Source organism: Fructilactobacillus sp. X3R5C2 (assembly GCF_059901175.1).
Genome location: NZ_JBWXVC010000005.1, coordinates 87095 through 113128 on the forward strand (window position 1 = coordinate 87095; position 26034 = coordinate 113128).

Genomic DNA, 26034 nt, shown 5'->3' on the forward strand with positions numbered 1-26034 from the left:
GAGTTATCCACAGTATTAACAGTGCCTACTGCTTCTACTGTTTTTTATCTTTTTAATTAAGTAAATAAACATGCACCACATTTTGAGGGGGAAATTTGGCAATGAAATTCGTAATTAACCGTAATGCTTTCATCAAAGCACTAAATACCGTATCAAGAGCAATCTCATCAAAAACGACCATTCCAATTTTGACGGGTTTAAAATTAGACGTATCAGAAAGTGACATTCTACTAACTGGTAGTAACGCTGACGTTTCAATTCAAACGAGCATTCAAGCTTCTAATCCAGATAATGAACTCACGATTAACTCAACTGGTAGCATCGTCTTACCAGCTCGTTTTTTTAGTGAGATCGTTAAAAAGTTACCCGATAAAACCATGTCATTAGAAGTTGGTGACAACTTTCAGACCACGATTAAGTCAGGCAACTCAGAATTTACAATCAACGGTCTTGATGCGAACGGTTACCCACATCTACCTGAAATTGATTCCGAGAATACGGTTGATTTAGCGGCTGATATTTTCAGACAGGTTATCGGCCAGACGGTCATTGCGGTTTCAAAACAGGAAAGTCGGCCAATCTTGACTGGGGTGCACTTCACGCTTGCTAACAATAAGTTGCTTGCGGTTGCAACCGACAGTCACCGTTTAAGCCAACGAAGAGTTAGTCTTCCAGCTGATGACGACGGTAAGTTTGACGTGGTCATCCCAGGTGACAGTTTAAAAGAACTCTCACACATGCTTGACGGAATCGATCAAAACATCCAGATGAACCTGTCAGAGAATCAGGTCCTCTTTACCCTCGGCGACACCCGGTTCTACTCACGTTTACTTGAGGGCAATTATCCGGATACTTCGCGTCTGATTCCAAAGACTTCAAGTACTAAGATGGAGTTTGCGGCCGGTGACTTGCTCGCCGCAATCGAGCGGGCTTCGCTGTTGTCACATGAATCGCGAAATAACGTCATTAAGTTGACGATTAAACCAACCGACCAGGTCGTTACCATTTCGGGGAATTCTCCTGACGTTGGAACCGTTGAAGAGGATTTAAAGCCAAAGACTTCAGAGGGCGATGACCTTGAAATTTCGTTTAACCCCGATTACATGAAGGAAGCTCTCAGAGTTTTTGGGCAAACTGACATTGAGATTGCGTTTACCTCAGCTCTTCGTCCGTTCACGCTGGTTCCAACCGAAAATAAAGAAGATTTCATCCAATTGATTACCCCAGTTCGAACCTTTTAATTAAGAATGATTATTAACGACCTTCATTTTGAGGTCGTTTTTTTTATGTCTTTAAAATGAAACCAAATTATATTTACCAAAGACCTCAAAATATTAAAAAAGCTCATATTTCCATTTATTTACGAATATGAGCTTTTTAGATCATTTGAGGCATTTTTGTCTAGAAATGCGTACACGCGCATAAAACGCATAAAATCGCCCGATTTATGTACTTTTACCAAATTTTAGCGTATAATAGAAATAGATTGAAAGTGGGTGAATTCATGAAAAAAGACATTTTCATAACGACTCCGTACATAACTTTAGGGCAACTCTTAAAAGAAGAGAACATTGTTGAATCAGGTGGCAAAGCGAAGTGGTACCTAAAGGAAAATATGGTGTATCTAAACGATGAGCCTGAGAATCGACGTGGCAAGAAACTCTACCAGGGTGATACGGTCTCAATTCCAGACGTAGGGATGTTTTTTATTAAGACAAAGTAGGGTTAAGCATGCAGCTAGAAGAATTGAAATTACGCAATTTTCGTAATTATAAAGATGCTGACGTTCATTTCTCAGATGGAGTGAACGTGTTACTTGGACAAAACGCCCAGGGCAAAACCAATCTACTTGAAGCAATTTACGCGCTCGCCCTTACCAAAAGTCATCGGACCACTACCAATCGTGATTTGATTAATTGGGAAGAACACCATGCGCAATTGTGGGGTCGAGTTAAAAAGAACCATACTACCACTGAACTAGAGCTTGATTTTGGTAAAAATGGCAAGCGAGCTAAGGTCAATCACATTGAACAGCCCAAGCTATCGTCTTACGTCGGGCAGCTGAACGTGATTTTGTTTGCTCCCGAAGATTTGTCGATTGTAAAGGGTTCGCCTCAGATTAGAAGGCACTTTATGGACATGGAGTTTGGCCAGATGAGTAATCGCTATTTATACAACATGACCCAGTACCGTCGAATTTTGAAACAACGAAACGCCTATTTACGTGAACTATTACTTCACAAACAGAGTGATCTGGTCTACCTGGATGTATTGTCAGACCAGCTTTCAGCGTATGCGGCCAAGATTATTTTTCAACGCATCCAACTGATTGCCAAATTACAGAAATGGTCTTCGGCCATCCATTACGAAATTTCACAGCAAAAGGAAACGTTGCGATTTAAATACGTCACCGCGCTAAAAAAGACCGATTTAACGTCGGTGGAACGAATCTATCAGAGTCTGCTGGCTAAATTTAAGGCCAATCGAGATAAAGAAGTGAGGCAAGGAACGACGATCTTTGGGCCGCATCGTGACGATTTACACTTCATGGTTAACGGTAAGGATGTCTCTATATTTGGTTCACAGGGTCAACAGCGAACGGCGGCATTATCCACGAAGTTGGCCGAGATCGATTTAATGAAAGAAGAAACCGGCGAGTACCCGGTTTTACTACTTGATGATGTTTTGTCTGAACTTGATGAAAGTCGGCAGACCCACTTGCTGACTGCCATTCAGGATCGGGTTCAAACCTTTCTAACCACCACAAGTATGAGTGGGGTCGCATCTGATTTAATCAACAATCCCAAGACTTTTCACATTGAAAAGGGAGTCATTGTATCCGAGTAACGTAGTTGAGGAGGAATTGTAGTGACTGATCAAGAAAAAGAAGCAAAAAGAGAACGAGCCGGGGAGTACGACGCTAGTCAAATCCAAGTCCTAAAGGGACTAGAAGCGGTCAGAAAGCGTCCCGGAATGTACATTGGAGCCACTAACGAACAGGGACTCCATCACTTAGTTTGGGAAATTATCGATAACGGAATTGACGAAGCGTTGGCGGGTTTTGCTGACGAAATCAACGTTACCGTGGAAAAGGATAACAGTATTACGGTCGTTGATAACGGTCGTGGGATTCCCGTGGATACCCAAAAAGATACCGGTAAATCGGCACTAGAGACCGTCTTCACTATCCTTCACGCTGGTGGTAAATTCGGTGGTGGCGGATACAAGGTTTCTGGTGGACTTCACGGAGTTGGAGCCTCAGTGGTAAACGCCTTGTCAAAGGAACTGGACGTTGTTGTTACTAAAGGTGGCAAGCGGTACTACATGGACTTTGAAAGGGGTCACGTCAAGACGCCAATGAAAGTCATTGGGGACGCACCCAGGGATGCTCACGGAACTAAGGTTCACTTTGTTCCCGATCCAGACATCTTTACCGAGACCACGACCTTTAACATGAAGACTTTGACCACGCGTGTCAGAGAACTGGCCTTTTTAAACAAGGGGTTAAGAATCACAATTAGAGACGATCGCCCCGAAAAACCCGTGGAACACGATTTCTTCTACGAAGGTGGAATTCGGCACTACGTTGAATTCCTCGATCGGGGTCGCACTCCAATCTTCAAGGATCCCATCTACATTGAGGGTCAGGAAAATGGCATCACGGTCGAAGTTTCCATTCAGTACACTAACGATTATCACAGCACTCTTTTGACGTTTACTAATAACATCAATACCTATGAAGGTGGAACCCACGAAGAAGGGTTCAAGCAGGCTTTGACCCGAATTATCAATAACTACGGGAGAAACAACAATTTAATTAAGGATAGCGAACCGAACCTTTCTGGTGACGATGTTCGAGAAGGAATGACCGCGGTCGTTTCGGTTAAGCATCCCGATCCTCAATTTGAGGGTCAGACCAAGACCAAACTTGGTAACTCTGATGCGAGAACCGCTACGAACCACATTTTCGGTCAGGAATTTTCCAAGTTCATGATGGAACATCCTCAGATTGCCGAACAGATTGTTGAAAAGGGTTCCGTGGCATCTAAAGCGCGAGCCGCAGCAAAACGGGCTCGTGAAGTAACCAGAAAACGAAGCGGACTTGAAATCAACAGTTTACCCGGGAAGTTGGCTAACAACACCAGTAAGGACCCGAAAGTCTCCGAATTGTTCATTGTCGAAGGTGACTCGGCCGGGGGTTCCGCTAAACAAGGTCGTTCTAGACTGACGCAGGCCATCCTGCCAATTCGTGGCAAAATTTTAAACGTTGAAAAGGCCACGATGGAAAAAATTCTGGCTAACGAAGAAATTCGTTCTTTGTTTACCGCGATGGGGACTGGCTTTGGCAGTGACTTCGACATTAGTAAGGTTAACTACCACAAGTTAATCATCATGACCGATGCCGATGTTGATGGGGCCCACATTCAGATTTTGCTTCTAACCTTAATTTATAACTACATGCGTCCAATGATTGATGCTGGATACGTCTACATTGCCCAGCCACCGTTGTACCGAGTTCGTCAGGGAAACAAATTCCAACGATACGTTGATTCTGATGAGGAACTTCAGGAGTTGTTAGCTCAACTTCCGGCTTCACCAAAACCACAAATTCAACGATACAAAGGTTTAGGCGAAATGGATGCCTCACAGTTATGGGACACCACCATGAATCCAGATCATCGTCGTTTACTAAGGGTTACTTCTGATGATGCTTCGGCTGCTCAAGAAGCCTTCACCATGTTAATGGGTGAAAAGGTGGCTCCAAGACGGAAGTTTATTGAAGACAACGCAACCTTTGTTGAAAACCTGGATGTATAAATTGTTTCACGTGAAACAATTAGGTTAATTGACTGATTTAACAAGGAATGGAGGCAAAATCTCTTGGCAAATGAAGAAAATAATAAACCAAGTCGAGTTCAAAACATTGAATTATCGAAGAAGATGAGATCATCATTCTTGGATTATGCAATGAGTGTGATTGTGTCCCGTGCGCTTCCTGACGTTCGTGACGGCTTAAAACCGGTTCATCGTCGAATCCTGTACGATATGCACGAACTAGGAGTTACACCGGATAAGCCTTACAAGAAATCCGCGCGAATTGTTGGGGATGTTCTAGGAAAGTTTCATCCTCACGGTGACAGTTCCGTGTATGAGGCCATGGTTCGAATGGCTCAGGAATTTAGTTATCGTTACATGTTAGTTGACGGACACGGAAACTTTGGTTCCGTCGATGGTGATGGTGCCGCTGCCATGCGTTACACCGAGGTACGACTCTCCAAGATTGCGATGGAAATGTTGCGAGACATCAACAAGGACACCGTTGATTTTCAGCCCAACTACGATGGCACCGAACGTGAACCAGTGGTCTTACCGGCTAGAATTCCGAACCTCCTTTTAAATGGAGCTTCTGGGATTGCGGTTGGAATGGCCACTAACATTCCACCTCACAATTTAAGCGAAGTAATTAGTGCAATTCACATTTTGATGCGAAATCCAGACGCTACCACCAATGATCTGATGGAAGCTCTGCCCGGACCTGACTTCCCCACTGGGGGAGTAGTCATGGGTAAATCCGGAATCAGAAGAGCCTACGAAACAGGTCGTGGTAGTATCATTGTTCGGGCTAAGGTTGACATTGAGGAACAAAAAAACGGCAAGCAGCGCATTATTGCGACTGAATTGCCGTATATGGTCAACAAGGCCAAGTTAATCGAACGGATTGCTGAACTAGTAAGGGACAAACGAATTGAGGGCATTACCGCCATTAACGATGAGTCCGATAAGGACGGAATGCGGGTTGTGATTGATGTCAAACGGGATGCTTCAGCCGAAGTTATCTTGAACAATCTTTACAAGTTAACCCTGATGCAAACCTCCTTTAGTTTCAACATGCTAGCCATCGTTGATGGTGCGCCGAAAGTTTTGAGTCTGAAACAAATTTTGCAGTACTACCTGGAGTATCAGGTGGAAGTTATTACCAGAAGAACGAAGTTTGACTTACGTAAGGCTCAAGCTCGATCTCACATTCTGGAAGGGTTACTGGTTGCTCTTGACAACATTGATGCCGTCATCAAGATTATTCGTAATTCCGCGACTGGCGATATCGCCAAAAACGAACTGATTAGCAATTTTGATTTAGACGACAAGCAAGCTCAGGCCATCTTAGACATGCGGCTGGTTCGATTAACCGGACTGGAACGTGGCAAGATTACCGACGAGCACAACAAATTACTGGCTAACATTAAAGATTACAAAGACATTTTAAACAGTCGGGATCGGATCAACGGCATTATTTACGATGAACTCCTTGAGATTCAGAAGAAGTTTGGTGACAAACGGCGGACCGAATTACTGGTTGGTGAAATTACCAGTATTGAGGACGAAGATTTAATTGAAGAGGAAAACGTCGTAATTACTTTGACCCACAACGGTTACATTAAACGACTACCAACCGATGAGTTCAAGGCTCAGAACCGTGGGGGTCGTGGAATTCAAGGAATGGGTGTCAATAAGGACGATTTCATTGAACATCTCCTGTCAACGGCAACCCATGATCGACTCTTGTTCTTCACCAACGCTGGTAAAGTTTATAGTATGAAAGCTTACGAAGTACCGGAATATGGACGATCAGCGAAGGGAATTCCAATCGTTAACCTCCTAAACTTGGGTCAAAATGAGAAGATTCAAACGGTTATCAGTATTTCGTCCCAGCATAATGACGAGGACAAGTACCTGTTCTTTACAACGAAACTGGGAACGGTTAAACGAACCCCAGTCTCTGACTTCTTGAACATTCGAAAGAATGGTTTAAAGGCCATTCACTTGCACGATAATGATGAAGTGATTGGCGTATCCATCGTGGATAACGGCGACAACATGATCATTGGAACTCATTTGGGCTACGCCGTTAGCTTTAGAGCTGATGACGTTCGCTCTATGGGACGTTCCGCTTCAGGAGTGAGAGGAGTTCGACTCAGACCAAACGACTATGTGGTTGGAGCGGCCATCTTGACACCTGATAGTGACGTGTTTGTCATTTCTGAAAATGGATACGGGAAACGCACGAAAGCCTCCGACTACCCGATCAAGGGTCGCGGTGGTAAAGGAATCAAGACGTCAAACGTTACCAAGAAGAATGGTCCCCTAGTCGGATTGAGTACCGTAACGGGTGATGAAGACATCATGTTAATCACTAACATGGGTGTTATGATTCGTTTTGCGGTTAATAACGTTTCAGAGACTGGTCGTGCCACCCTTGGAGTTCACTTAATCCGGGTCGACGATAATGCCAAAGTTGCGACGATGGCAGTCGTTGCTAAGGATGAAGAAAACGAATCAAAGGTCAATGAACCAGCTTCATCTACTGATCGATCCGAAGAATAATTTTTAAAAATAACACTACGTTAACGGTAGTGCTATTTTTTTGCCTAAATTTATGGTTAACATTCGTAAATTGGCACTTTCATATTGATTAAATGGTGCAATTCGATTATGATATTGGTTGTGTTTGAAACATTTAAACTAAATTTGACAAAATAGTTCGTAAAATAATCAAGGAGAGTTATGAAGATGGACGTGTTTGATTACGAAGATATTCAACTGATTCCGAATAAGTGTGTGGTCAATTCTAGAAGTGAGTGTGATACTTCCGTGGAATTTGGTGGCCGTAAGTTCAAGATTCCGGTCGTACCCGCCAACATGCAGACGGTCATTAATGCTGATTTAGCCGAAAGCCTCGCAAAAAACGGTTATTTTTACGTCATGCACCGTTTTCAACCTGAGAAACGACTTGATTTTGTTAAAAAGATGCACGCTGACGGGGTCTTTGCCTCTATCAGCATTGGGGTCAAGCCTGGCGAGTATGACTTCATTAAAGAGTTGGTCAAAGCCAGCCAGCTTCCTGAATACGTTACGATTGACATTGCTCACGGATACTCGGACTCGGTTATCAATATGATTAAATTCGTCAAAGAACAGATGCCTGACACCTTCCTGATTGCTGGAAACGTTGGAACGCCAGAAGCCGTGCGGGCACTTGAAAATGCCGGAGCGGACGCTACCAAGGTTGGAATTGGACCCGGGAAAGCCTGTATCACCAAGATAAAGACTGGCTTTGGGACGGGAGGATGGCAACTAGCTGCCATTCGTTACTGTGCGAAGGGTGCCAGAAAGCCCATCATCGCTGACGGTGGGATTCGGACCGATGGTGATATTGCGAAATCAATTCGCTTTGGTGCTACAATGTGCATGATTGGATCGATGTTTGCGGGCCACGAAGAGTCGCCCGGTAAAAACGTTGAAAAAGACGGTAAGGAATACAAAGAGTACTTTGGTTCCGCATCGCAATTTCAAAAGGGTGCCTACAAGAACGTCGAGGGTAAGAAGTTGCTGGTTCCGTTTAAGGGCAGCATCTACGACACTTTAAGAGAAATGCAGGAAGATTTGCAGTCATCAATTTCTTATGCTGGTGGAAAAGACATTGATGCCATTAGAAAAGTTGATTACGTGGTCGTAAAAAATTCAATTTATAATGGTGATTAAAAAAAGATTTAAAAAAAGCTTCGTATTTAATCATGTATCGCAAGTCAACGTCTCGAATGTCCTGTTGAAGTAAAAAACAATCAATGATATAATCAATCGTTGTGAGTTTAATTAGATTTTAATTGACTCCCCTTGCTCTTCAAATCACTGAAGAGCCGACAGTCCACAAGGAGGTGTAATTCATGGAAAACAAATACGAAATTACTTACATCATCAGACCAGATATCGACGATGCTGCCAAGACTGACTTGGTCAACCGCTTCGATAAGATCTTGACTGATAACGGTGCAAACGTAATCGATTCAAAAGACTGGCAAAAACGTCGTCTTGCTTACGAAATCGGCGGTTACAATGAAGGTACTTACCACATTGTTAACGTTGAAGAAGGCGACAACGACCAAGGTCTAGACGAGTTTGACCGTCTTGCTAAGTTTAACAAAGACATCTTACGTCATATGATCGTAAGAAGAGACGACAAATAATTAGAATGAAAGGAGTTTTTCAGTATGATTAATACAGTAGTTCTTACTGGACGCTTAACACGAGACGTTGATTTGCGATACACCCAAAACGGCGCAGCAGTGGGTACTTTTACGCTAGCTGTTGACCGTCGTTTCACTAACTCAAATGGTGATCGGGAAGCTGACTTCGTCAACTGTGTCATTTGGCGCAAATCAGCTGAAAACTTTGCCAACTTTGTGCATAAGGGTTCCCTGGTTGGAATTGAAGGTCGAATTCAGACCCGAAATTACGAAAACAAGCAGGGCCAACGAGTTTATGTTACCGAAGTAGTCGTTGAGAACTTCACTCTCCTTGAACCACGTTCACAGAACGGAAATGGTCAGGGTCAAGTTAACAACGGTGGCAATCACGCTCCTAGCGAAAATCCGTTTGGAACTCCAAAGACGAGTGGTCAGGCCACTCCTAACAATAGCAAAGGTAACGACAATTCGAAGGATCCGTTTGCTAACTCTGGAGACCAGATTGATATTTCCGATGATGATCTTCCATTTTAATGGAACGATTTGATTAATGTTTTAGGAGGGAATTACACATGGCTCAACAAAGAAGAGGTGGCCATCGTCGCCGTAAGGTTGACTTTATCGCCGCTAATCACATTGAATACATTGATTACAAAGACGTTGATTTGTTAAGACGTTTCGTATCAGAACGTGGTAAGATTTTACCTCGTCGAGTTACCGGAACGAGCGCTAAAAACCAACGTAAGTTGACCATTGCGATCAAGCGTGCCCGCATCATGGGCTTAATGCCATTCGTAGTTGGTGACTAATTAAGAATTTGAGACTTAACTAATTTAGTTAGGTCTTTTTTTTATCCGATTATTGGGTTGCCTCAATGTGATAAAATAGAAGCTATAATGGAGCAAAGATGGGAGTTACTATGAAGAAATTCTTTTCACAAATGACGTTGCCGCCATTTTTAAAAAATACACGATTAAGAAAAATTACGATTTTTATTGCAATTTCATTGATTTTGGGACTAGTAATTGCCTTTCTCTACAACTTCTTTATCGGAATCGTTCTTTTACTGATTGCTTGTGTGGGGCTCGTCTATACCATTAACACGATGAACCGCGTGGGTGAAGAATCCGATAAGTACATCAACGATTTGTCCTATCAAATCATGCGCGGACAACAGGAGTCACTGCTTGAGATGCCGATTGGGATCTTAATCCTTGATGATAACCACGTGGTGGAGTGGATTAATCCATATTTACAGCCATACTTTGATAGTACGGAGGTGGTCGGATATCCACTTGACCATTCTGCTCCAGACCTCTTTGACATCATTCAGGCAAACCTTGACCAGACCAAGCCAATTGAGGTCACCTGGCGCGGTCACATGTTCGACATGTTGATTCAAAGAGAGTACAACACCGTCTACATGATGGACATTACCCGCTATGCTGAGATTGAAAAGAAGTACGAAAACGGTAAAATTGCGGTCGGCCAGATTTTTCTGGATAACTTTGACGAAATTACGCAGTCAATGAGCGACCAGGACGTCTCGAACCTTAGAAACTACATCACCAACGAACTGAGCTCGTGGGCGCAGGAATACGGGATTTTTCTAAAGCGAATTGATGCGGATCATTACTTTATCCTGTTGTACGTTTCCGCGTTGAATCAAATTGAGGCGGATAAATTTAAGATTTTAGACGTGATTCGAGAAGATACCTCGAAACAGAACCTTCCTTTGACCCTTAGTATTGGGATTGCATACGATGATAATAATCTGAACAACTTAGCCGACCAGGCTCAGAGTAACCTTGATTTAGCCCTCGGTCGTGGTGGCGATCAGGTGGTTGTTAAGGCCAAGGATAAAGAGGCCCGCTACTATGGTGGAAAGACGAACCCAATGGAGAAACGGACTCGGGTCCGGGCGCGAATGATTTCCCACGCTTTACAAGAGTTAATGAAAGAATCGGATCAAATCTTTGTGCAGGGTCATGCACAGCCTGACATGGACGCGATGGGAGCCGCCATGGGAATCAGACGGATTGCCCAGATGAACGGGAAGCAGTGTTGGATTGTGATGGATGACGAAGAACCGCACTCAGACATCAAGCGGTTATTAAACGCGATTGATGATTATCCAGACATTAAAGAATCAATTATTACTCCAGATAAGGCGTTGAAAAAGGCAACTGACAACAGTTTGCTGATTATGGTTGACCATTCCAAACCTGACATGGGTGTTTCTGGGGACCTTTACAAACGCTTAAAGAACCGCGTGGTCATCATCGACCATCACCGGCGTGGTGAGGACTTTCCTGAGAATCCGATCCTGGTTTACATTGAACCCTACGCTTCGTCAGCCTGCGAACTGATTACCGAGATGTTTGAGTACCAGTCTCAGGACGCCGATCCAATCAACCAGTTAGAGGCGACTGCCATGCTGAGTGGGATTGTGGTTGACACCCAATCCTTTACGATTAGAACGGGAACGAGAACGTTTGATGCGGCGAGTTATCTGCGGTCAGCGGGTGCCAACGCTGACGAAATGGCCGACTTCATGAAGGAAAGTATCAATAATTACATGGCCCGAAACCACCTGATTTCCATGATGGAACAGATTGATGAGAACATGGCCCTGATTACCGCTGAAGATGATAAGGAATATGATTCGGTCATTGCCGCGCAAGCCGTTGATTCGCTACTGACGATTGACGGAGTGGAAGCCTCGTTTATCGTCTTTAAGCGGACGAACGGGAACATTGGGATTTCGGCGCGAAGTAATGGTAACATTAACGTTCAGTTGATTATGGAAGCACTTGGTGGAGGTGGCCACTTATCAGCGGGAGCTACGCAAATTCCCGACGAAAGTGTTTCAGAGGTTAAGAAGACACTGCTAGGTGCCATTGATAAAATCGTTAATAACGATGATAAAACCGACCAATAGCAGAATTAGTTTAAATCTGTTAAATTATTAGTAAACAAGGAGGGATTTAAAATGAAAGTAATCTTTTTAAGCGATGTTAAAGGCAAGGGCAACCGGGGCGACGTTAAGGACATGCCATCTGGGTATGCTAACAACTTTTTGATTAAGAAGGGCTTGGCTAAAGAAGCTACCAAGCAGGCTATCAGTGAATTAAAGGCTCAACAACACGTTGAACAGGAGCACGAGCAAGAGGAACTAGCAGATTCCAAGAAACTAAAAAAAGAACTTGAAAATGACAAAACCGTCGTTGAGTTGAAAGCCAAGGCTGGGTCTGACGGTCGCTTGTTCGGTTCTATTACCAGTAAACAGATTGCCCAGGGACTTTTGGATCAATACAACATTAAACTGGATAAACGGAAGATTGAATTAAGTGAGCCAATCAAGACCATGGGTTACACCGATGTTCCCGTTAAGGTTCATCCCCAGGTTTCCGCTCAAATTCGGGTTCACGTCAGCGAAAAATAGTCGTAAGTTGCAGTTAGAAAAGAGTCGATAATGAACAACGATACTTTAAATGATCACACGCCACCACAAAATATTGAGGCCGAAAAGGCCGTTTTGGGTTCCATTTTTCTGAGTACCGACGGTTTAGTTGACGCGATGGAATATCTGAATCCAGATGACTTCTATAAGCGGGCGCATCAATTAATTTTTAAGGCGATGTTGGATCTAAATGATGACGATCAGGGCATTGATGCCGTCACCGTGACCGATCTTTTGAAGCAGCGTGACCAGCTGGAAGACGTTGGTGGTGTGCCTTACATCATTGATCTGACCAACGCCGTGCCAACGGCCGCTAACTTGGTCTACTACGCTAAAATTGTAAGAAATAAAGCCTTGCTCAGGCGCTTGATTCAGACGGCTACCAACATTGCCACTCAGGGATACGAACAGTCCGAAGACGTCGAAGACCTCTTAGATAATGCCGAACGTGACATTATGAACGTCTCTGAGGACCGTAATCAGTCGGGATTTAAGAACATCAAGGACGTTTTAAACGAATCATTTACAAAGATTGACCAACTTTCTCAAAATGGTGGCGACGACATCACGGGACTTGCGACCGGTTATCATGAGCTCGACAAGATGACGACCGGGCTTCATCCCGGCGAATTGATGATTCTAGCTGCCAGACCGGCCGTTGGTAAAACCGCCTTTGCGCTAAACATTGCACAAAACGTGGGAACCAAGACCGACAAGACGGTGGCCATTTTCAGTTTGGAAATGAGTGCCGAATCGTTAGTAAACCGAATGTTGTGTGCTGAAGGTAGCATTGACGCCAATCACCTTAGAACGGGTCAGTTGACCGAAGAGGAGTGGCAGAACCTAGTCATTGCGATGGGCAGTCTTTCTAAGGCCCATATTTACATTGATGATACTCCCGGCAATAAAATGGCTGGAATTCGGGCCAACTGTCGTCGTTTGGCAAAACAAACGGGGAACTTAGGGCTGATTGTGGTCGACTACCTCCAGTTAATTGAGGGTGGTAATAAAGAAAACCGGCAACAGGAAGTGTCTGAGATTTCCAGACAACTTAAAAAACTGGCCAATGAATTACAGGTGCCAGTGATTGCGTTATCTCAGCTTTCGCGTGGAGTGGAACAGCGTCAGGACAAGCGTCCGGTACTGTCTGATATCCGTGAATCGGGGTCAATCGAACAGGATGCTGACATTGTTGCATTCTTATACCGAGAGGATTATTATGAACACGATTCAGACGATGAGGACCAAGATCCACGTTCCGATGTTGAAAATGACGATGATAACGTTGGCGAAGTTGAAGTTATTATCGAAAAGAACCGTTCGGGTCCACGTGGAACGGTTAAACTGCTCTTTATTAAATCGTATAATAAGTTTTCATCGATTTCATACGCTTCAAACGATGGTGTACAGTAAAAGGCCACTTACAGAGTAAGTGGTCTTTTTATTAAAATTAAGAATGATTGAGAGGATTTTCAATGAATAACAATGAAAAGACACAAGGGTTGCCAAAACTTACCACGGCCGCAATCTGGTTTCTATCCTTTGGAATTCTTGGAGTCCAAATGGCGTTTGGCTTAATGAATTCGCAACTGGGAAGAATTTTTCAGACCCTCGGGACTTCTCCGAGTCTTTTAGGGCTTCTGTTTATTATTCCTCCAATTGCGGGATTATTTGTCCAACCGTTAGTGGGAGCGTGGTCCGATCGAACCTGGGTGCCCAAGTGGGGAAGAAGAATTCCCTATCTCATTATTGGGACCGTTGCTTCCGCCATTACCCTGTTTCTTTTACCAAACGTTGGTGATTTTGGCTGGCCGAGCATTATTACGATCTCACTGGCCGCCGTCATCACGTTGGTTTTGATGATTGCGTTCAATATGTGTGTGCAACCCTACAAGATGTTGATTGGTGACATGGTTAATCAACGCCAGAGTGGGTTTGCTTACTCAATTCAGAGTTTTTTCTTAAACATTGGGAGTGTGTTAGCGTGTTTATCGCCGTGGGTTTTCACCGAGCTCGGGGTCAGTAACACCGCTAGTAAAGGGATGATTCCTAATTCAGTCATTTTTTCGTTCTACGTTGCGGTGATCGTTTTAATCTTCTGTACGTTTATTACCGTCATGAAGGTTGATGAGTACCCCCCTAGACAGTTTAATGATTATCATGGACTGGAGCAGAATGGCGAACGGGCCAAAAAGAGTACGTGGATGCTTTTAAAAGATGCTCCACGCGTTTTCTGGGTGGTATCCATCATCCAACTTTTTGCCTACATTGGCTTTGCCTACATGTGGATGTACGGGACGAGTATCATTGCCAAAAACGTTTTCAACACAACCAATCCGATGAGCAGTGGTTATCAGTCCGGTGGTAATTTATTTGGAATTTTATCGGCCGTTTATGCTTTATCAGCTGTTATTTTTTCACTTTTACTATCAAGAATCCCCCAACGAAAGTACAAGTTGCTCTTTTCAATTAGTTTGGTAATTGGCGGAGTCGGCTTTTTGATGTCAGCATTCTCCCACACCGTTTTCTTGCAGGTGCTTGCGTTTATTTTGATTGGCATTGGATGGGCTGGCGTTTCGGTCTACCCGTTGACTTTTGTAACCCGTGAGATTCCAGGAAAGTACATTGGTGTGTACATGGGACTGTTTAACGTTCAAATTTGTATTCCCCAAATTGTGGCTTCACTTGCCAGTCCACTAGTTGTGATGGCAATCGGATCCATTGCTAACATCTTTGCGATTGCGGCGGTTACCATGGTTTTGGCGGCAATCTCAGTATGGATCTTAAACGACATTAAGGACTAGTTGGAGGTGAGAACGTGCAGGTAATTGATGTAGGTGGTTTTCGGGGGCATCCACTGACCGTTTATTTCGATGGGGCGAACGTCTATTTTGACTACTTAGATGTAATTAATTTATTGAAGCCCAAAATGGTTTCACTTTCAGACAGTGAACTAGTGACTGATGAAAATGGAGTTAACCAATTAACCGTGGCGGGAACGTGTCGTCTTGCTTCCCTTAGTAATTATCCACGTGCTGACCGACTAATGCGCTGGATTCAGCAGCAGGTAAAACCAATCGTGTTGCGTTACGGAAATAGTTTAAAGCAGAATCAGATCACTAAATCAATTGATGACGTTTACGGTGAGTTACACGTAAGTAGGATGGAAATGACGAAACGTGAGTTTTACCAGTTCTTAAGAGCCCATCACTACACCATCAAATGGCTCAAGGGAAATAATAGCCCCAGTGACCTGAGTGTGAAAAAGCAGTTAATGGTACCAAAAATTGGTCATTTTAACTTGCCTCAACCATGTGGAGCGGATAAACTATACGTAAACGCGGCTTTTACCACCAAAGGTGTCCAAGTTGTGATTAATCAGTTGAAAGAATTAGATGAAGTTGCCTATCAACAGGTTTCACTGTTTTAAATGATAATTGTTCCACGTGAAACAATTGATGTAATCCCATGGTGTTCAAGGATTAGAGGTGTTAAGCGTGAAGAAGCAACATGTCCTATCGTTAATCTTGGCCTTTTTGGCGGCAATGTTTTTGATCCTCGTTCCGTTTATTGAGGATCAAAGCTTGATTTGGATTGGTCTGGCGATGGCCGGCTTTTGTGCTGCTTTAGCAATTTTAACCGAGATTTTAGCAATTAAAAAATAAAAAAGGAAGGATCCTTCGCAATTAACGAAGATGGTCTTTCCTTTTTTAGTGAAATTAATGATATAAAAAAAGATCATGGCGTTAACCATGATCATTATATGTGATGGGCAGTCAGGGGATCGAACCCTGGACCCACGGATTAAGAGTCCGTTGCTCTGCCAGCTGAGCTAACTGCCCAAATCAAAAGTACATTTATTATAATAGCATACCGCAAAACCCCATGCAACACTAATTTACAAAAAAGACGAAATTGCAGATACGGAAGAAATACTGAAAAGAGCTGTTATTAATTAACAACCGTTGTTGAATAACGTGAAGCGAGTAATTTGATGTGTTACAATTTAACTAGGATTGAGCGTAAAATAAGCCTTGATCCCAAACTTGATTGATATAGGGACTGCCAGCAGTTCAAAGGAGACAAATAATATTATGAAGAAAAAAATTCTAGTTGTCGATGATGAAAAACCAATTACAGACATTGAAAAATTTAGTTTAACCAAAGAAGGATTTGACGTTGACGTCGCACACGATGGGCAAGAGGCCCTTGATAAGGTTGATAGTAATACACCCGATCTCATTATTCTTGACCTCATGTTACCAAAGGTCGATGGCTTAGAAGTTGCCAAGGAAGTTCGAAAGACCCACAACATGCCAATTATCATGGTGACTGCCAAGGATTCTGAACTCGACAAGGTATTGGGTCTAGAGCTCGGTGCCGATGATTACGTTACTAAGCCATTTTCCAACCGTGAATTAGTGGCACGGGTTAAGGCCAACTTGAGACGGCAGAACATCACTGGCTCAGCTGGGGAAGGGAAAGACGATAATCACGATATCGAAATCGGTGACCTGGTGATTCATCCGGACTCTTACTCCGTTACTAAACGTGGGAAGGGTGTGGATCTTACCCACCGAGAATTCGAACTTCTTCATTATCTAGCCCAACACATTGGTCAAGTGATGACCAGAGAGCACTTGCTTCAGACGGTTTGGGGCTACGATTACTTCGGTGACGTTCGAACCGTCGACGTGACCGTACGTCGTTTACGAGAAAAAATTGAAGATGATTCAAGTCACCCCAAGTGGTTAGTAACCAGACGTGGGGTTGGTTATTACCTGCGGGATTCCGAAAAGGAAGAATAACCCAAATTGATTAGTTTAGAGGTATTCATGTAATGAAGAAGAAAAGACGTTGGCACTTTTTAAGGTCCATTCATTTTAAGATTGCGTTAGTTTTCGCCTTAATGATGATCATTACCTTGGAAGTAGTGGGTGCCGTTTTTGTGCGTCAACTCGAGTACCAAAATTTGAATACGTTTAAGGACTCCATCCAACTGAAGCCTTACGTTAATACATCCCTTAAAAAGCAGTTAGCCAAAAAGAACCAAACCAAGGCTAATAAGCAGATTCAGACGATCCTTGAAGACGTTGATACCAACAATTCTGATGATATTCTGGTGGTGGACTCCAGGGGCAACATCCGTGGAACCAATCAGAGTAGCGACCAGTCGTTAGTGGGACAAAAGACCACCGACAATGACATCAAGAATGCCTTAAATAACGGTAAAACCATCGAGAAAAATACTTACAGTGATGGGAACCGTTACTACACCATGATTACACCTTTGATTAACAGTCAGGGCAATGAAAACAACATGGAAGGGGTCGTTTACGTTCGGGCTAATCTGAATCCGGTTTACCAAAACATCAACAGTATCACCTTAATCTACCTGTTTGCGGCGATCGTCGCCATCATCTTGGGCTTGCTTCTAACGTTCATTATTTCTCGGGCCATTACGAAGCCAATCGACGCAATGAAGAAGCAGACGGAACAGATTGCTCGCGGTAATTATTCGGGGCACGTTAAGGTCTACGGAAATGACGAGTTGGGTCAACTAGCGAAGGCGGTCAATAACCTGTCAGTACGGGTTGAAGAGTCTCAGGAGTCAACCGAGTCAGAGCGAAGGCGTCTGGATTCGGTCTTAGATAACATGACCGACGGGGTGGTTGCCACGGATCGTCGCGGAAACGTCATCATCATCAACGATGAGGCGCTTAGTTTTCTAGGCGTTAGTAAGCAACAGGTCATCGGTAAGTCCATCCTAGATGTCTTGCATTTACGCGACCGGTTCACCCTTAAAAACTTGATTGAAGACCCAGGACAGGTCAACTTGGACTTTTCTGATCACGACCATAAGCTGATTTTATCAGCTCATTTTTCGTTGATTCAGCGTGAATCCGGCTTTATTAATGGGCTTGTTTGCGTGTTCCATGACATCACCTTGCAACAAAAGATTGATGACGATCGGAAGCAGTTTGTATCCAATGTTTCACACGAACTGCGAACGCCCTTAACCAGTGTGCATTCCTACATTGAAGCCTTGCAGGACGGCGCTTGGAAGGATAAAAAGTTGGCACCCAAATTTTTGAAGGTCACTCAGGACGAGACCGACCGAATGATTCGAATGATCAACGACCTTTTGACACTATCGCGGATGGATTCTGGGACCCAGAAGTATGATACGGAATTAGTTAACATCAACAAGCTCTTTAACTACATCTTGGATCGTTTTGACATGATCATTAAGACCGATGACGATCCGAAAAAGAAGAATTATTCCATTAAACGGGACTTTACTAAGCAGGATCTGTGGGCTGACATCGATACCGACCGTTTTACCCAGGTCATTGATAACATTATGAATAATGCGATCAAATATTCACCAGACGGTGGTGTCATTACCTGTCGGCTGTACGAACAGAACAACCGCATCATCATGAGTATTTCTGATCAGGGACTAGGAATGCCACGAAAAGCCATTAAACACATTTTCGATCGTTTCTATCGAGTCGATAAAGCTCGTTCACGGGCTCAAGGTGGAAGTGGACTTGGGCTCGCAATCTCTAAGGAAATTGTGGAAGCCTTTGGCGGCCATATTTGGGTCGATAGTATTGAAGGAAAGGGTTCAACGTTCTATATTTCACTACCAAACGAACCAGTCGAGGAGGATCTTTGGGATGAAGGAGAAGCTTAAACCTTATATTTTACCGGTTTCACTGTGTATTGCCGTACTAGTCAGTTTGGTGCTCATCGTGGCACTACTGGTCAATCCAGCTCGCTTTGGGAGTCGAATGCATCAGGATAAATCAGCTACGCTTAAAAGCGAAGTTTCTTCGAAGAATCGTTATGATATCTATTCTCCCACCGAGGTTATTACTACCACTAGGAGTGGGAAACAGAAGTCGCTCACAAGTGAGACCACGAGTTTGACCGGTGAAATCGTCAAAAACATCAAGACCTATCAGGTCAAGTCAATCAAAGAGGTCTCAAAGGATAATCAAAAGCGGTATATCGATACCCTTAACTCTGAAAATTCGCTGATGTTGAATTATGGTGGCGAAGTTCCAGTTAATTTGTTAAGTAAGATTTTTAATCACAAGGTGAAAAAGAATGATTTCAACGTTGATCGCATGGTCATCCCACTAAATGACAGTACCCACTTTTACCTGTTGGGCGATGACGGTTACCATGTGTACCAGGTCACCACTAAAAAGCGGAATTTAGCCAAGTTACAGAACATTCTCACTACGAAAGTTCAAAGTGTGGACGTTCAGATGCGGACGTTAAACGATCGCCCGTTTCTCTTCTACCCAAGCCAGGTCAAGATGCGTAATTACGGGTACTTACTCGCAGAACAGTCCCAGACGGCTTATATTAATCGGGTATTGGGTAATACGACGGATACCAGCGTTAAGCACCGAAAGAAGAGTACGACCTACAGTAGTCGGGACCAGTCGTTAAACTTTGACAATGAGGACAACGTTATTTATCAGGACTACCAGCAAAGTAAGCGGGGCCACAGTTACGAGGAAGTGTTGAACTCGGCTTATCGCTACGCTACTAAGCTGGGGATTCCACTGGATAATGCTCGTTTTGACAGTTATAATCCGGTCAAAAACACCGTCACCTACCGAACGTTTGTGGAGGGTTATCCCGTCTTCAATCAGAAGCGGCTGGGGACGTGTTCGTTTAAGATGGGAAATGGTGGAGCCAATCGTTACGAATTTTCACTTTTAAGTTTTCAAATTCCAATTCCAACGAACGCTGAAAGTACCACCCTTCCAAGTACTGGAACAATCTTAAACCAACTATCCGCTCAGGGAATTGACATGAAGAAGGTCAGATCCATCACCCTTGGTTACCAAGTTGTTCCCGAAAAGAACAATAAGCAGTTAATCACCTTGCAGCCATCCTGGTTCGTTAATTACGACGGCACCTGGATTAACTCCCAGTTGATTGGCAATGGGAACGGAAAGGAGAGCTTCTAATGAATTTTAAGCGAATTCAAGAGATCTTCTTGCTGGCTTTCATTATTTTAGACGTCTTCTTGGTCCTAATGATTGTTCAAAACCAAAACATGCAGTCCGAGAACACGAGTCAAAATAGTGCGAACTCCACCATTATCAAAGAAATGCGCAGGGATGAAATTTCCGTTGGCAAGCTCTCTAATAAGCGCTCTAACGGTTACTACATTTCCGCCTCTAATGATGGTAATCTCGCAAATGAGATGGGTAACTTGAAAAATCAGGACGCGCGCTTTGAAAATGGAGCGGTCGTAAGTACGTTGCGGACGCCAATTGACATTGATAATCGGAACCCACAGAACACGCTGGACCCGCTCATGAAAAGAAAGAGTTTTGTGATTAACGGTGAGGATTATGAGTACGACCAAAACCAGTCCAATTCAAGTAAGATTGTCTACATTCAGAAGGCTTTGACGAGTAATTTGATGGACAATAATGCCAGAATCATCTTCTATTTAGATGACGACGGGAATATTAAGAGTTATACGCAAACGGCACTTAATAACATCAAGATTTTACACGAGAGTTCTGAGACCATTTCGGAAGAGCGAGCACTGATCTGGCTCTACCAGTACAATGAGATTCCCAACAACTCCAGGGTGCTTTGGACCAGAAGATCATACACTAAATTGTTAAACATTAATAATAATGGGGTCTATATCCCTACTTGGGTCATTGCCATCCAGACCCGCAACTCCAAGGACGTTTCCATAAGGCGGATTAACGCCTTCACTGGGTCGGTCTTAAAGACCGAAAACGTTCAGGAGAACTTTAAAAATAAAATCACAAGTGGGACAGAAGATAATTAGAAAGCTGGGAATAAGTTGAGCGAAGATCCAATGAAAATCAGTGTATTGTCGAGCGGAAGTGGCGGCAACGTTACTTATATTGAGACGAACCAGCACAAGGTCTTACTTGATGCCGGACTGTCGGGCAAAAAAATTGAGAACCTCATGAATTCAATTGGACGGAGTTTGACCGACGTTGATAAGTTATTTGTGACCCACGAACACACCGATCATGCCAAGTCAGTGGGAATCTTGGCGCGTAAGTATGACATGCAGGTCTACGCGAACGAGAAGACCTGGAACGCGATGGGTAACAAGATCGGGAAATTTCCTGAGGAACAAAAGTTTATTTTTGATCCCGATACCACTAAGTCATTTGGGGACTTGGACGTTGAAAGTTTCAGTGTGTCCCACGATGCTGCCGACGCTCAGTTCTATAATTTTCACGACGGCGATAAGAGTTTTGTGGTGTTGACGGATACAGGTTACGTCTCTGATCACATTGAAGGGGTCATAAGAGACGCCAACGCGTACGTTTTAGAGTGTAATCATGACGTGGAAATGCTGAGAAACGGCGACTATTCGTGGCCAACCAAGCAACGCATCATGAGTGATGAGGGTCATTTGTCAAATGAAGACGGGGCGGACGCCATGATGAAAATCATCGGACGTGACACCAAGAACATCTTCATCGGGCACCGCAGTCACCATAACAACATGAAGTCACTGGCTCATCTTACCGTCGCTTCCATGCTTGAAAATGAAGATTTTGGGGTCGGACAAGACTTCAATTTGTTTGACACCGATGTTGAAAAACCATCCGATTTAATAACTCTTTGAGAATAATTGATACTTTTTTAAAAACTATTTGATAGAATAATATTAAATGGGGTGTAAATATGAAGAGAACACATCCGCTACTAACAGTTGCCATCGTGGCACTAGTAGCCGGTCTATTGGGCGGTGGAATTGCCTATGGTGGGATTTCGTGGTATAACGGCGGAATGTCTCTAGGAACTCAATCCGTCCCTGCGGGTTCCAATCGTGGCGGAACCGCAAAAGTTGAGAATGTAAGGGTAAATGCCTCTAATCAGGCGGAAAAAGTCTTTAAGGACAACAAGGATACCGTTGTTTCGGTGATTAACACCGAGAAGACCAAGTCCAGTGACTCTGATCCACTTCAGGGCATGTTTGGTGGCGTGTTCGGAGGAAATGGTGGAGACAATGGCGGTCAAGACCAAAAGGATCAGCAACAGATTAGTGAGGGTTCTGGAGTTGTCTACAATAAGGATAACGGCTCAGCGTACATTGTGACCAACAATCACGTGGTGTCTGGTTCGTCCAACCTGGAAGTCATCTTGAGTAACGGCCAGAAAAAGGAAGCTAAGCTAATTGGCCATGATGCTGTAACCGACCTTGCCGTTCTTAAGATTAACGGTGATGGTGTCAATAAGGTGGCTAACTTCGGTAATTCTGACGACATCAAGGTGGGTCAAACCGCCCTTGCGATTGGATCACCACTTGGTTCTGAGTACGCTTCGTCTCTGACTGAGGGAATCATTTCCGCAAAGAAGCGAGAAGTGCCGCAGGCTAGCACCGAGAACGGTCAGCAGAACGCCAGTGCCGGTGACGCAACGGTTATCCAGACCGATGCGGCCATTAACCCTGGAAACTCGGGTGGACCACTCCTAAACAGTGCCGGACAGGTCGTTGGGATTAACTCAATGAAACTGTCGAAGGATAGTTCCGGTACCAGTGTTGAAGGGATGGGTTTTGCCATTCCAAGTAACGAGGTCGTACGGATTATCAACCAGCTCATTAAGAACGGAAAGGTAATTCGTCCCGAACTAGGCATTAAGTACGTGGACCTGGCTAACATCTCGGTTAAGCAGCAGAAATCGATTTTAAAGCTTCCTTCAAACGTTACCAATGGAGTTGTAGTAATGGACGTTAGAGGTGGATCACCAGCCGCTAATGCGGGTCTCAAGAAAAATGACGTGATTACCAAGTTGGCTGGAAAAGACATTACCAATCAGGGTAAGTTGCGTGACATCCTGTATGAGCATAACGTTGGCGACAAGATTTCCGTTACCTATTATCATAATGGACAAATGAAAACGGCTGAGATTACGCTAGATCAGCAAGCAAAACAGCAGTAATTTAAAAAATGTTCGTCGTAGAGTAGATGCGGCGAACATTTTTTGTTTGAAAAGAGTGAACTGACATTCGGATAACTTAATGCGATAATTGAAGCAATTGTCCGTTTGAGGCCTGAATTTTAGTTGTGATGATTGTAACGATACTTATGAATTCGGTGATAGAGGGATTGACGGTAAACTCCGAACAAAATTGGTTTAAAAAAAATTAATAATCAGAAAATACGTGGTTGGAAATGTCAAGTGGTAAAAGTCTGTGCATAACTTTGGGGATAAACTCATTGTGAAAACACAAAAGCTGTAATTTAGGCTTTTAATGATAGTGGAAAAGTATCAAGAAGTTATCCACAGGAAGTGTGCATAAGTTTATGTAACAAAATTTTATTAAAAAAAGAACGCGATAAACGTTGATATCACAACAACGAAAATTGCGTTAACGAACATATGTCTTGTTTATTTCTGTGGATAAATAAAAATGTTGTTGACAAAATCGAAATATTAACAGGTCTTTAAATTCTCCAGAAACGTGATAGTTTGTGAAGGTACCTGTGGATAACTTTGTGGATAGTCTGTTTAAAGGAGTCGACTTATGAACATTAAATTGGTGGTAGTTGGAAAATTGAAGGAAAAATACTTCAAAGACGGAATTAATGAGTACGTCAAACGACTTTCTCGTTTTTGCAAGTTTAAGATTGTTCAGGTTCCCGACGAAAAGGCGCCTGAGAACCTTAGTCAAGCGGAAATGGACGAGGTGATGGAGCAAGAAGGAACCCGAATTTTGGCTAAAATTAAAGACCGCGAGTATGTGATTGCTTTGGCAATTCAAGGCGATGAACTGACCTCTGAAGCCTTTGCGAAGAAAATCAAGGATCTCGCAACGTACGGTCACTCGGACATTACCTTTGTGATTGGTGGGTCGTTGGGACTTGCTCCCAAGGTCTTGAAGCGGGCTAACTTTGAACTGTCATTTGGTTGTTTTACGCTACCGCACCAGCTGATGCGCTTAGTGTTGACCGAACAAATCTATCGGGCTTTCATGATTAATAGCGGCAGTCCGTACCATAAATAGGAAACAGGCTGATTAGCTTTTTTTATTATTTTATTTGTAAAATATGGATATTTGCTTCAACTACACGTACACGCCGAAAGGATGTCATTAATAATGAAAATTTTAAATTCGCATCGGGTGCTGCGTTTTCTGGTTCAAGTTCTAATTACCGCTATTGGAACGGCGATTATCGCTTTGGGAATGACGTTGATGCGGAAAGAAAACCTCGGAATGGACGCCTTTACCGCATTAAGTGTCGGATTATCGCACCATTTACCGCTTGGCTTAGGTAACATCCAGTTCATCGACTACATGATTCTGTTAGTCATCGTGCTGATTTTGGATTACCATCAGATTGGCTTTGGGACTTTGATTAACATGCTGGTGGGTTACGGGGTTCAGTATTTCACGCTCTGGTTCGGTGCCTACTTGGTGTTCGATAACTTCTGGTTGAAATTGTTGTTCGCTGTCCTTGGATTCCTGATATTCACGGTCGGAATTGCCGTTTACATGTCGGCCAAGTTCGGGGTGTCCTCGTATGACGCGATTGCTCCCATTTTCTCTCAAAGACTGCACATGCCGTACTGGTCAGTGCGGGTGATTCAGGATGTGCTTTTCATGTTTTTGGCGTTCTTCGTCTCTGGTCCAATTGGAATTATGACGGTCATCATCTCGTTGTGTTCGGGTCCTTTTGTGGAACTCTGGGGAAGACACCTCCATCTGATTAAATAAAAAACGGTCCGCTGGATTATTCCAACGGACCGTTTAGTTTAATTAATTTTTATTATCATTTGGGTCAATACTGCAACTGCCGCCTTCGCAGTTAGCACCTTTTTGTTGGTTGTCATCGCCACCAACCATTTCAATTGGTTGAAAGCTAGCCCAAGCCTTGTATAAAGCGGACTTGAAGACCTTCACCGGTTGAGCACCAGAAACGGCGTACTTCTTGTTAAAGATGTAAAACGGAACCCCGTTAATTCCAACTTGTTGAGCGGCGGCTTCGTCAGCTCTGACGTCGTCCTTGAATTTATCACTGTCTATGACAGATTTGACTTCGTCCTGATTTAGACCAACACTCATGGCGAGGTCAACTAAAACGGAGTTGTCGTCAACGTTTAAACCGTCGGCAAAGTAAGCTTCAAACAACTTATCCATCAGTTCGGATTCTTTGCCCTTGGTTCCCGCAAAGTGAAGTAAACGGTGAGCTTTTAAGGTGTTCACTACTTTAATCTTTCCGGTATCCATCTTTAAACCAGCTTCGTTTGCCAGTTCGGTGATGGTTGATAGAAACTCGGAAACTTTTTCCTTTGACATTCCCTTTTCCTTACTCATATGGTCAGCCATGGTTTCTGGTTCACCAGATGCGTTGGGATCAAGTTCAAAACTATTGTAATGAACCTCAACGTCGTCCTTATGGTCAAAATCACTTAGTGCGGACTTGAAGTGGGCCCGTCCGATGTAACAGAACGGACATGCAATATCGGACCAAACTTGGACTTCCATTTTTTTCGTCATTTTAGTACCTC

24 protein-coding genes and 1 tRNA gene are annotated in these 26034 nt (G+C 43.6%); 23 read left to right on the forward strand and 2 right to left on the reverse strand.

Annotation, left to right across the window (positions count from 1 at the left end; genetic code table 11):
• The first annotated feature begins 101 nt into the window (after positions 1 to 101).
• The 15 genes from dnaN (at position 102) to AC6UD4_RS06380 (ending at position 16151) form a co-directional block, all read left to right on the forward strand.
• Positions 102 to 1241 carry a DNA polymerase III subunit beta gene (dnaN, locus tag AC6UD4_RS06310; RefSeq protein ID WP_500694206.1) on the forward strand — a complete coding sequence of 380 codons (1140 nt, stop codon included), beginning with the start codon at positions 102 to 104 and terminating at the stop codon, positions 1239 to 1241.
• A gap of 263 nt (positions 1242 to 1504) precedes the next feature.
• Positions 1505 to 1723, forward strand: coding sequence for a S4 domain-containing protein YaaA (gene yaaA / locus AC6UD4_RS06315; protein ID WP_500694205.1), 219 nt, complete (start codon positions 1505 to 1507; stop codon positions 1721 to 1723).
• An 8-nt stretch (positions 1724 to 1731) separates the two neighbouring features.
• Complete coding sequence (recF, locus tag AC6UD4_RS06320; RefSeq protein ID WP_500694204.1) at positions 1732 to 2847, forward strand: DNA replication/repair protein RecF; 1116 nt, start codon at positions 1732 to 1734, stop codon at positions 2845 to 2847.
• Between the two features lie 21 nt (positions 2848 to 2868).
• Positions 2869 to 4818, forward strand: coding sequence for a DNA topoisomerase (ATP-hydrolyzing) subunit B (gene gyrB / locus AC6UD4_RS06325; RefSeq protein ID WP_500694202.1), 1950 nt, complete (start codon positions 2869 to 2871; stop codon positions 4816 to 4818).
• Positions 4819 to 4941: 123 nt separating this feature from the next.
• Positions 4942 to 7383, forward strand: a complete 2442-nt coding sequence (gene gyrA, locus AC6UD4_RS06330) for a DNA gyrase subunit A (RefSeq protein ID WP_500694280.1) — start codon at positions 4942 to 4944, stop codon at positions 7381 to 7383.
• Positions 7384 to 7569: 186 nt separating this feature from the next.
• On the forward strand, positions 7570 to 8541 hold the full coding sequence (locus AC6UD4_RS06335; protein ID WP_500694201.1) for a GMP reductase: 972 nt from the start codon (positions 7570 to 7572) through the stop codon (positions 8539 to 8541).
• 182 nt (positions 8542 to 8723) lie between these two features.
• Positions 8724 to 9023, forward strand: a complete 300-nt coding sequence (gene rpsF / locus AC6UD4_RS06340) for a 30S ribosomal protein S6 (protein ID WP_500694200.1) — start codon at positions 8724 to 8726, stop codon at positions 9021 to 9023.
• 24 nt (positions 9024 to 9047) lie between these two features.
• Positions 9048 to 9557 (forward strand): single-stranded DNA-binding protein, encoded by a 510-nt coding sequence (ssb, locus tag AC6UD4_RS06345; protein WP_500694199.1) that lies wholly within the window; start codon positions 9048 to 9050, stop codon positions 9555 to 9557.
• Between the two features lie 38 nt (positions 9558 to 9595).
• Positions 9596 to 9832, forward strand: a complete 237-nt coding sequence (gene rpsR, locus AC6UD4_RS06350; RefSeq protein WP_010022194.1) for a 30S ribosomal protein S18 — start codon at positions 9596 to 9598, stop codon at positions 9830 to 9832.
• Positions 9833 to 9942: 110 nt separating this feature from the next.
• Complete coding sequence (locus AC6UD4_RS06355; RefSeq protein WP_500694198.1) at positions 9943 to 11964, forward strand: DHH family phosphoesterase; 2022 nt, start codon at positions 9943 to 9945, stop codon at positions 11962 to 11964.
• A 51-nt stretch (positions 11965 to 12015) separates the two neighbouring features.
• Complete coding sequence (rplI, locus tag AC6UD4_RS06360) at positions 12016 to 12468, forward strand: 50S ribosomal protein L9 (protein WP_500694197.1); 453 nt, start codon at positions 12016 to 12018, stop codon at positions 12466 to 12468.
• Positions 12469 to 12498: 30 nt separating this feature from the next.
• Positions 12499 to 13899 carry a replicative DNA helicase gene (dnaB, locus tag AC6UD4_RS06365; protein WP_500694196.1) on the forward strand — a complete coding sequence of 467 codons (1401 nt, stop codon included), beginning with the start codon at positions 12499 to 12501 and terminating at the stop codon, positions 13897 to 13899.
• 62 nt (positions 13900 to 13961) lie between these two features.
• Positions 13962 to 15290 carry an MFS transporter gene (locus AC6UD4_RS06370; RefSeq protein WP_500694195.1) on the forward strand — a complete coding sequence of 443 codons (1329 nt, stop codon included), beginning with the start codon at positions 13962 to 13964 and terminating at the stop codon, positions 15288 to 15290.
• 14 nt (positions 15291 to 15304) lie between these two features.
• Complete coding sequence (locus AC6UD4_RS06375) at positions 15305 to 15916, forward strand: hypothetical protein (RefSeq protein WP_500694194.1); 612 nt, start codon at positions 15305 to 15307, stop codon at positions 15914 to 15916.
• 67 nt (positions 15917 to 15983) lie between these two features.
• Complete coding sequence (locus tag AC6UD4_RS06380; protein WP_500694193.1) at positions 15984 to 16151, forward strand: hypothetical protein; 168 nt, start codon at positions 15984 to 15986, stop codon at positions 16149 to 16151.
• A 104-nt stretch (positions 16152 to 16255) separates the two neighbouring features.
• On the opposite strand, the gene AC6UD4_RS06385 is transcribed toward AC6UD4_RS06380, so the two are convergent.
• Positions 16256 to 16328: transfer RNA gene (locus tag AC6UD4_RS06385), tRNA-Lys, on the reverse strand.
• Positions 16329 to 16580: 252 nt separating this feature from the next.
• Here AC6UD4_RS06385 and yycF point away from each other — a divergent pair.
• The 8 genes from yycF (at position 16581) to AC6UD4_RS06425 (ending at position 25240) form a co-directional block, all read left to right on the forward strand.
• The gene (gene yycF, locus AC6UD4_RS06390) at positions 16581 to 17294 is read left to right on the forward strand and encodes a response regulator YycF (protein ID WP_039143559.1); all 714 of its coding nucleotides are present in this window, start codon (positions 16581 to 16583) and stop codon (positions 17292 to 17294) included.
• Positions 17295 to 17326: 32 nt separating this feature from the next.
• Complete coding sequence (gene walK / locus AC6UD4_RS06395; RefSeq protein ID WP_500694192.1) at positions 17327 to 19186, forward strand: cell wall metabolism sensor histidine kinase WalK; 1860 nt, start codon at positions 17327 to 17329, stop codon at positions 19184 to 19186.
• A complete protein-coding gene (locus AC6UD4_RS06400; protein WP_500694191.1) occupies positions 19170 to 20480 on the forward strand; it encodes a YycH family regulatory protein in 1311 nt (436 codons plus the stop codon). The genes walK and AC6UD4_RS06400 overlap by 17 nt, the downstream gene beginning before the upstream one ends.
• Complete coding sequence (locus tag AC6UD4_RS06405; protein ID WP_500694190.1) at positions 20480 to 21325, forward strand: two-component system regulatory protein YycI; 846 nt, start codon at positions 20480 to 20482, stop codon at positions 21323 to 21325. The genes AC6UD4_RS06400 and AC6UD4_RS06405 overlap by 1 nt, the downstream gene beginning before the upstream one ends.
• Positions 21326 to 21355: 30 nt before the next feature.
• A complete protein-coding gene (locus AC6UD4_RS06410) occupies positions 21356 to 22144 on the forward strand; it encodes an MBL fold metallo-hydrolase (protein ID WP_500694189.1) in 789 nt (262 codons plus the stop codon).
• A 59-nt stretch (positions 22145 to 22203) separates the two neighbouring features.
• Positions 22204 to 23463, forward strand: a complete 1260-nt coding sequence (locus tag AC6UD4_RS06415; RefSeq protein WP_500694188.1) for a S1C family serine protease — start codon at positions 22204 to 22206, stop codon at positions 23461 to 23463.
• A gap of 586 nt (positions 23464 to 24049) precedes the next feature.
• Positions 24050 to 24529 (forward strand): 23S rRNA (pseudouridine(1915)-N(3))-methyltransferase RlmH, encoded by a 480-nt coding sequence (rlmH, locus tag AC6UD4_RS06420; protein ID WP_500694187.1) that lies wholly within the window; start codon positions 24050 to 24052, stop codon positions 24527 to 24529.
• A gap of 93 nt (positions 24530 to 24622) precedes the next feature.
• On the forward strand, positions 24623 to 25240 hold the full coding sequence (locus AC6UD4_RS06425) for a YczE/YyaS/YitT family protein (RefSeq protein WP_500694186.1): 618 nt from the start codon (positions 24623 to 24625) through the stop codon (positions 25238 to 25240).
• 42 nt (positions 25241 to 25282) lie between these two features.
• Here the strand turns inward: AC6UD4_RS06425 and AC6UD4_RS06430 are convergent, their stop codons facing one another.
• Positions 25283 to 26023 carry a DsbA family oxidoreductase gene (locus AC6UD4_RS06430; protein ID WP_500694185.1) on the reverse strand — a complete coding sequence of 247 codons (741 nt, stop codon included), beginning with the start codon at positions 26021 to 26023 and terminating at the stop codon, positions 25283 to 25285.
• Positions 26024 to 26034 lie beyond the last annotated feature (11 nt).

Coding starts and splice junctions, on each gene's coding strand:
- dnaN (WP_500694206.1), top strand. CDS start 102: ATGAAATTCGTAATTAACCGTAATGCTTTCATCAAAGCACTAAATACC.
- yaaA (WP_500694205.1), top strand. CDS start 1,505: ATGAAAAAAGACATTTTCATAACGACTCCGTACATAACTTTAGGGCAA.
- recF (WP_500694204.1), top strand. CDS start 1,732: ATGCAGCTAGAAGAATTGAAATTACGCAATTTTCGTAATTATAAAGAT.
- gyrA (WP_500694280.1), top strand. CDS start 4,942: ATGAGATCATCATTCTTGGATTATGCAATGAGTGTGATTGTGTCCCGT.
- AC6UD4_RS06335 (WP_500694201.1), top strand. CDS start 7,570: ATGGACGTGTTTGATTACGAAGATATTCAACTGATTCCGAATAAGTGT.
- rpsF (WP_500694200.1), top strand. CDS start 8,724: ATGGAAAACAAATACGAAATTACTTACATCATCAGACCAGATATCGAC.
- ssb (WP_500694199.1), top strand. CDS start 9,048: ATGATTAATACAGTAGTTCTTACTGGACGCTTAACACGAGACGTTGAT.
- rpsR (WP_010022194.1), top strand. CDS start 9,596: ATGGCTCAACAAAGAAGAGGTGGCCATCGTCGCCGTAAGGTTGACTTT.
- AC6UD4_RS06355 (WP_500694198.1), top strand. CDS start 9,943: ATGAAGAAATTCTTTTCACAAATGACGTTGCCGCCATTTTTAAAAAAT.
- rplI (WP_500694197.1), top strand. CDS start 12,016: ATGAAAGTAATCTTTTTAAGCGATGTTAAAGGCAAGGGCAACCGGGGC.
- dnaB (WP_500694196.1), top strand. CDS start 12,499: ATGAACAACGATACTTTAAATGATCACACGCCACCACAAAATATTGAG.
- AC6UD4_RS06370 (WP_500694195.1), top strand. CDS start 13,962: ATGAATAACAATGAAAAGACACAAGGGTTGCCAAAACTTACCACGGCC.
- yycF (WP_039143559.1), top strand. CDS start 16,581: ATGAAGAAAAAAATTCTAGTTGTCGATGATGAAAAACCAATTACAGAC.
- walK (WP_500694192.1), top strand. CDS start 17,327: ATGAAGAAGAAAAGACGTTGGCACTTTTTAAGGTCCATTCATTTTAAG.
- AC6UD4_RS06400 (WP_500694191.1), top strand. CDS start 19,170: ATGAAGGAGAAGCTTAAACCTTATATTTTACCGGTTTCACTGTGTATT.
- AC6UD4_RS06405 (WP_500694190.1), top strand. CDS start 20,480: ATGAATTTTAAGCGAATTCAAGAGATCTTCTTGCTGGCTTTCATTATT.
- AC6UD4_RS06410 (WP_500694189.1), top strand. CDS start 21,356: ATGAAAATCAGTGTATTGTCGAGCGGAAGTGGCGGCAACGTTACTTAT.
- AC6UD4_RS06415 (WP_500694188.1), top strand. CDS start 22,204: ATGAAGAGAACACATCCGCTACTAACAGTTGCCATCGTGGCACTAGTA.
- rlmH (WP_500694187.1), top strand. CDS start 24,050: ATGAACATTAAATTGGTGGTAGTTGGAAAATTGAAGGAAAAATACTTC.
- AC6UD4_RS06425 (WP_500694186.1), top strand. CDS start 24,623: ATGAAAATTTTAAATTCGCATCGGGTGCTGCGTTTTCTGGTTCAAGTT.
- AC6UD4_RS06430 (WP_500694185.1), bottom strand. CDS start 26,023: ATGACGAAAAAAATGGAAGTCCAAGTTTGGTCCGATATTGCATGTCCG.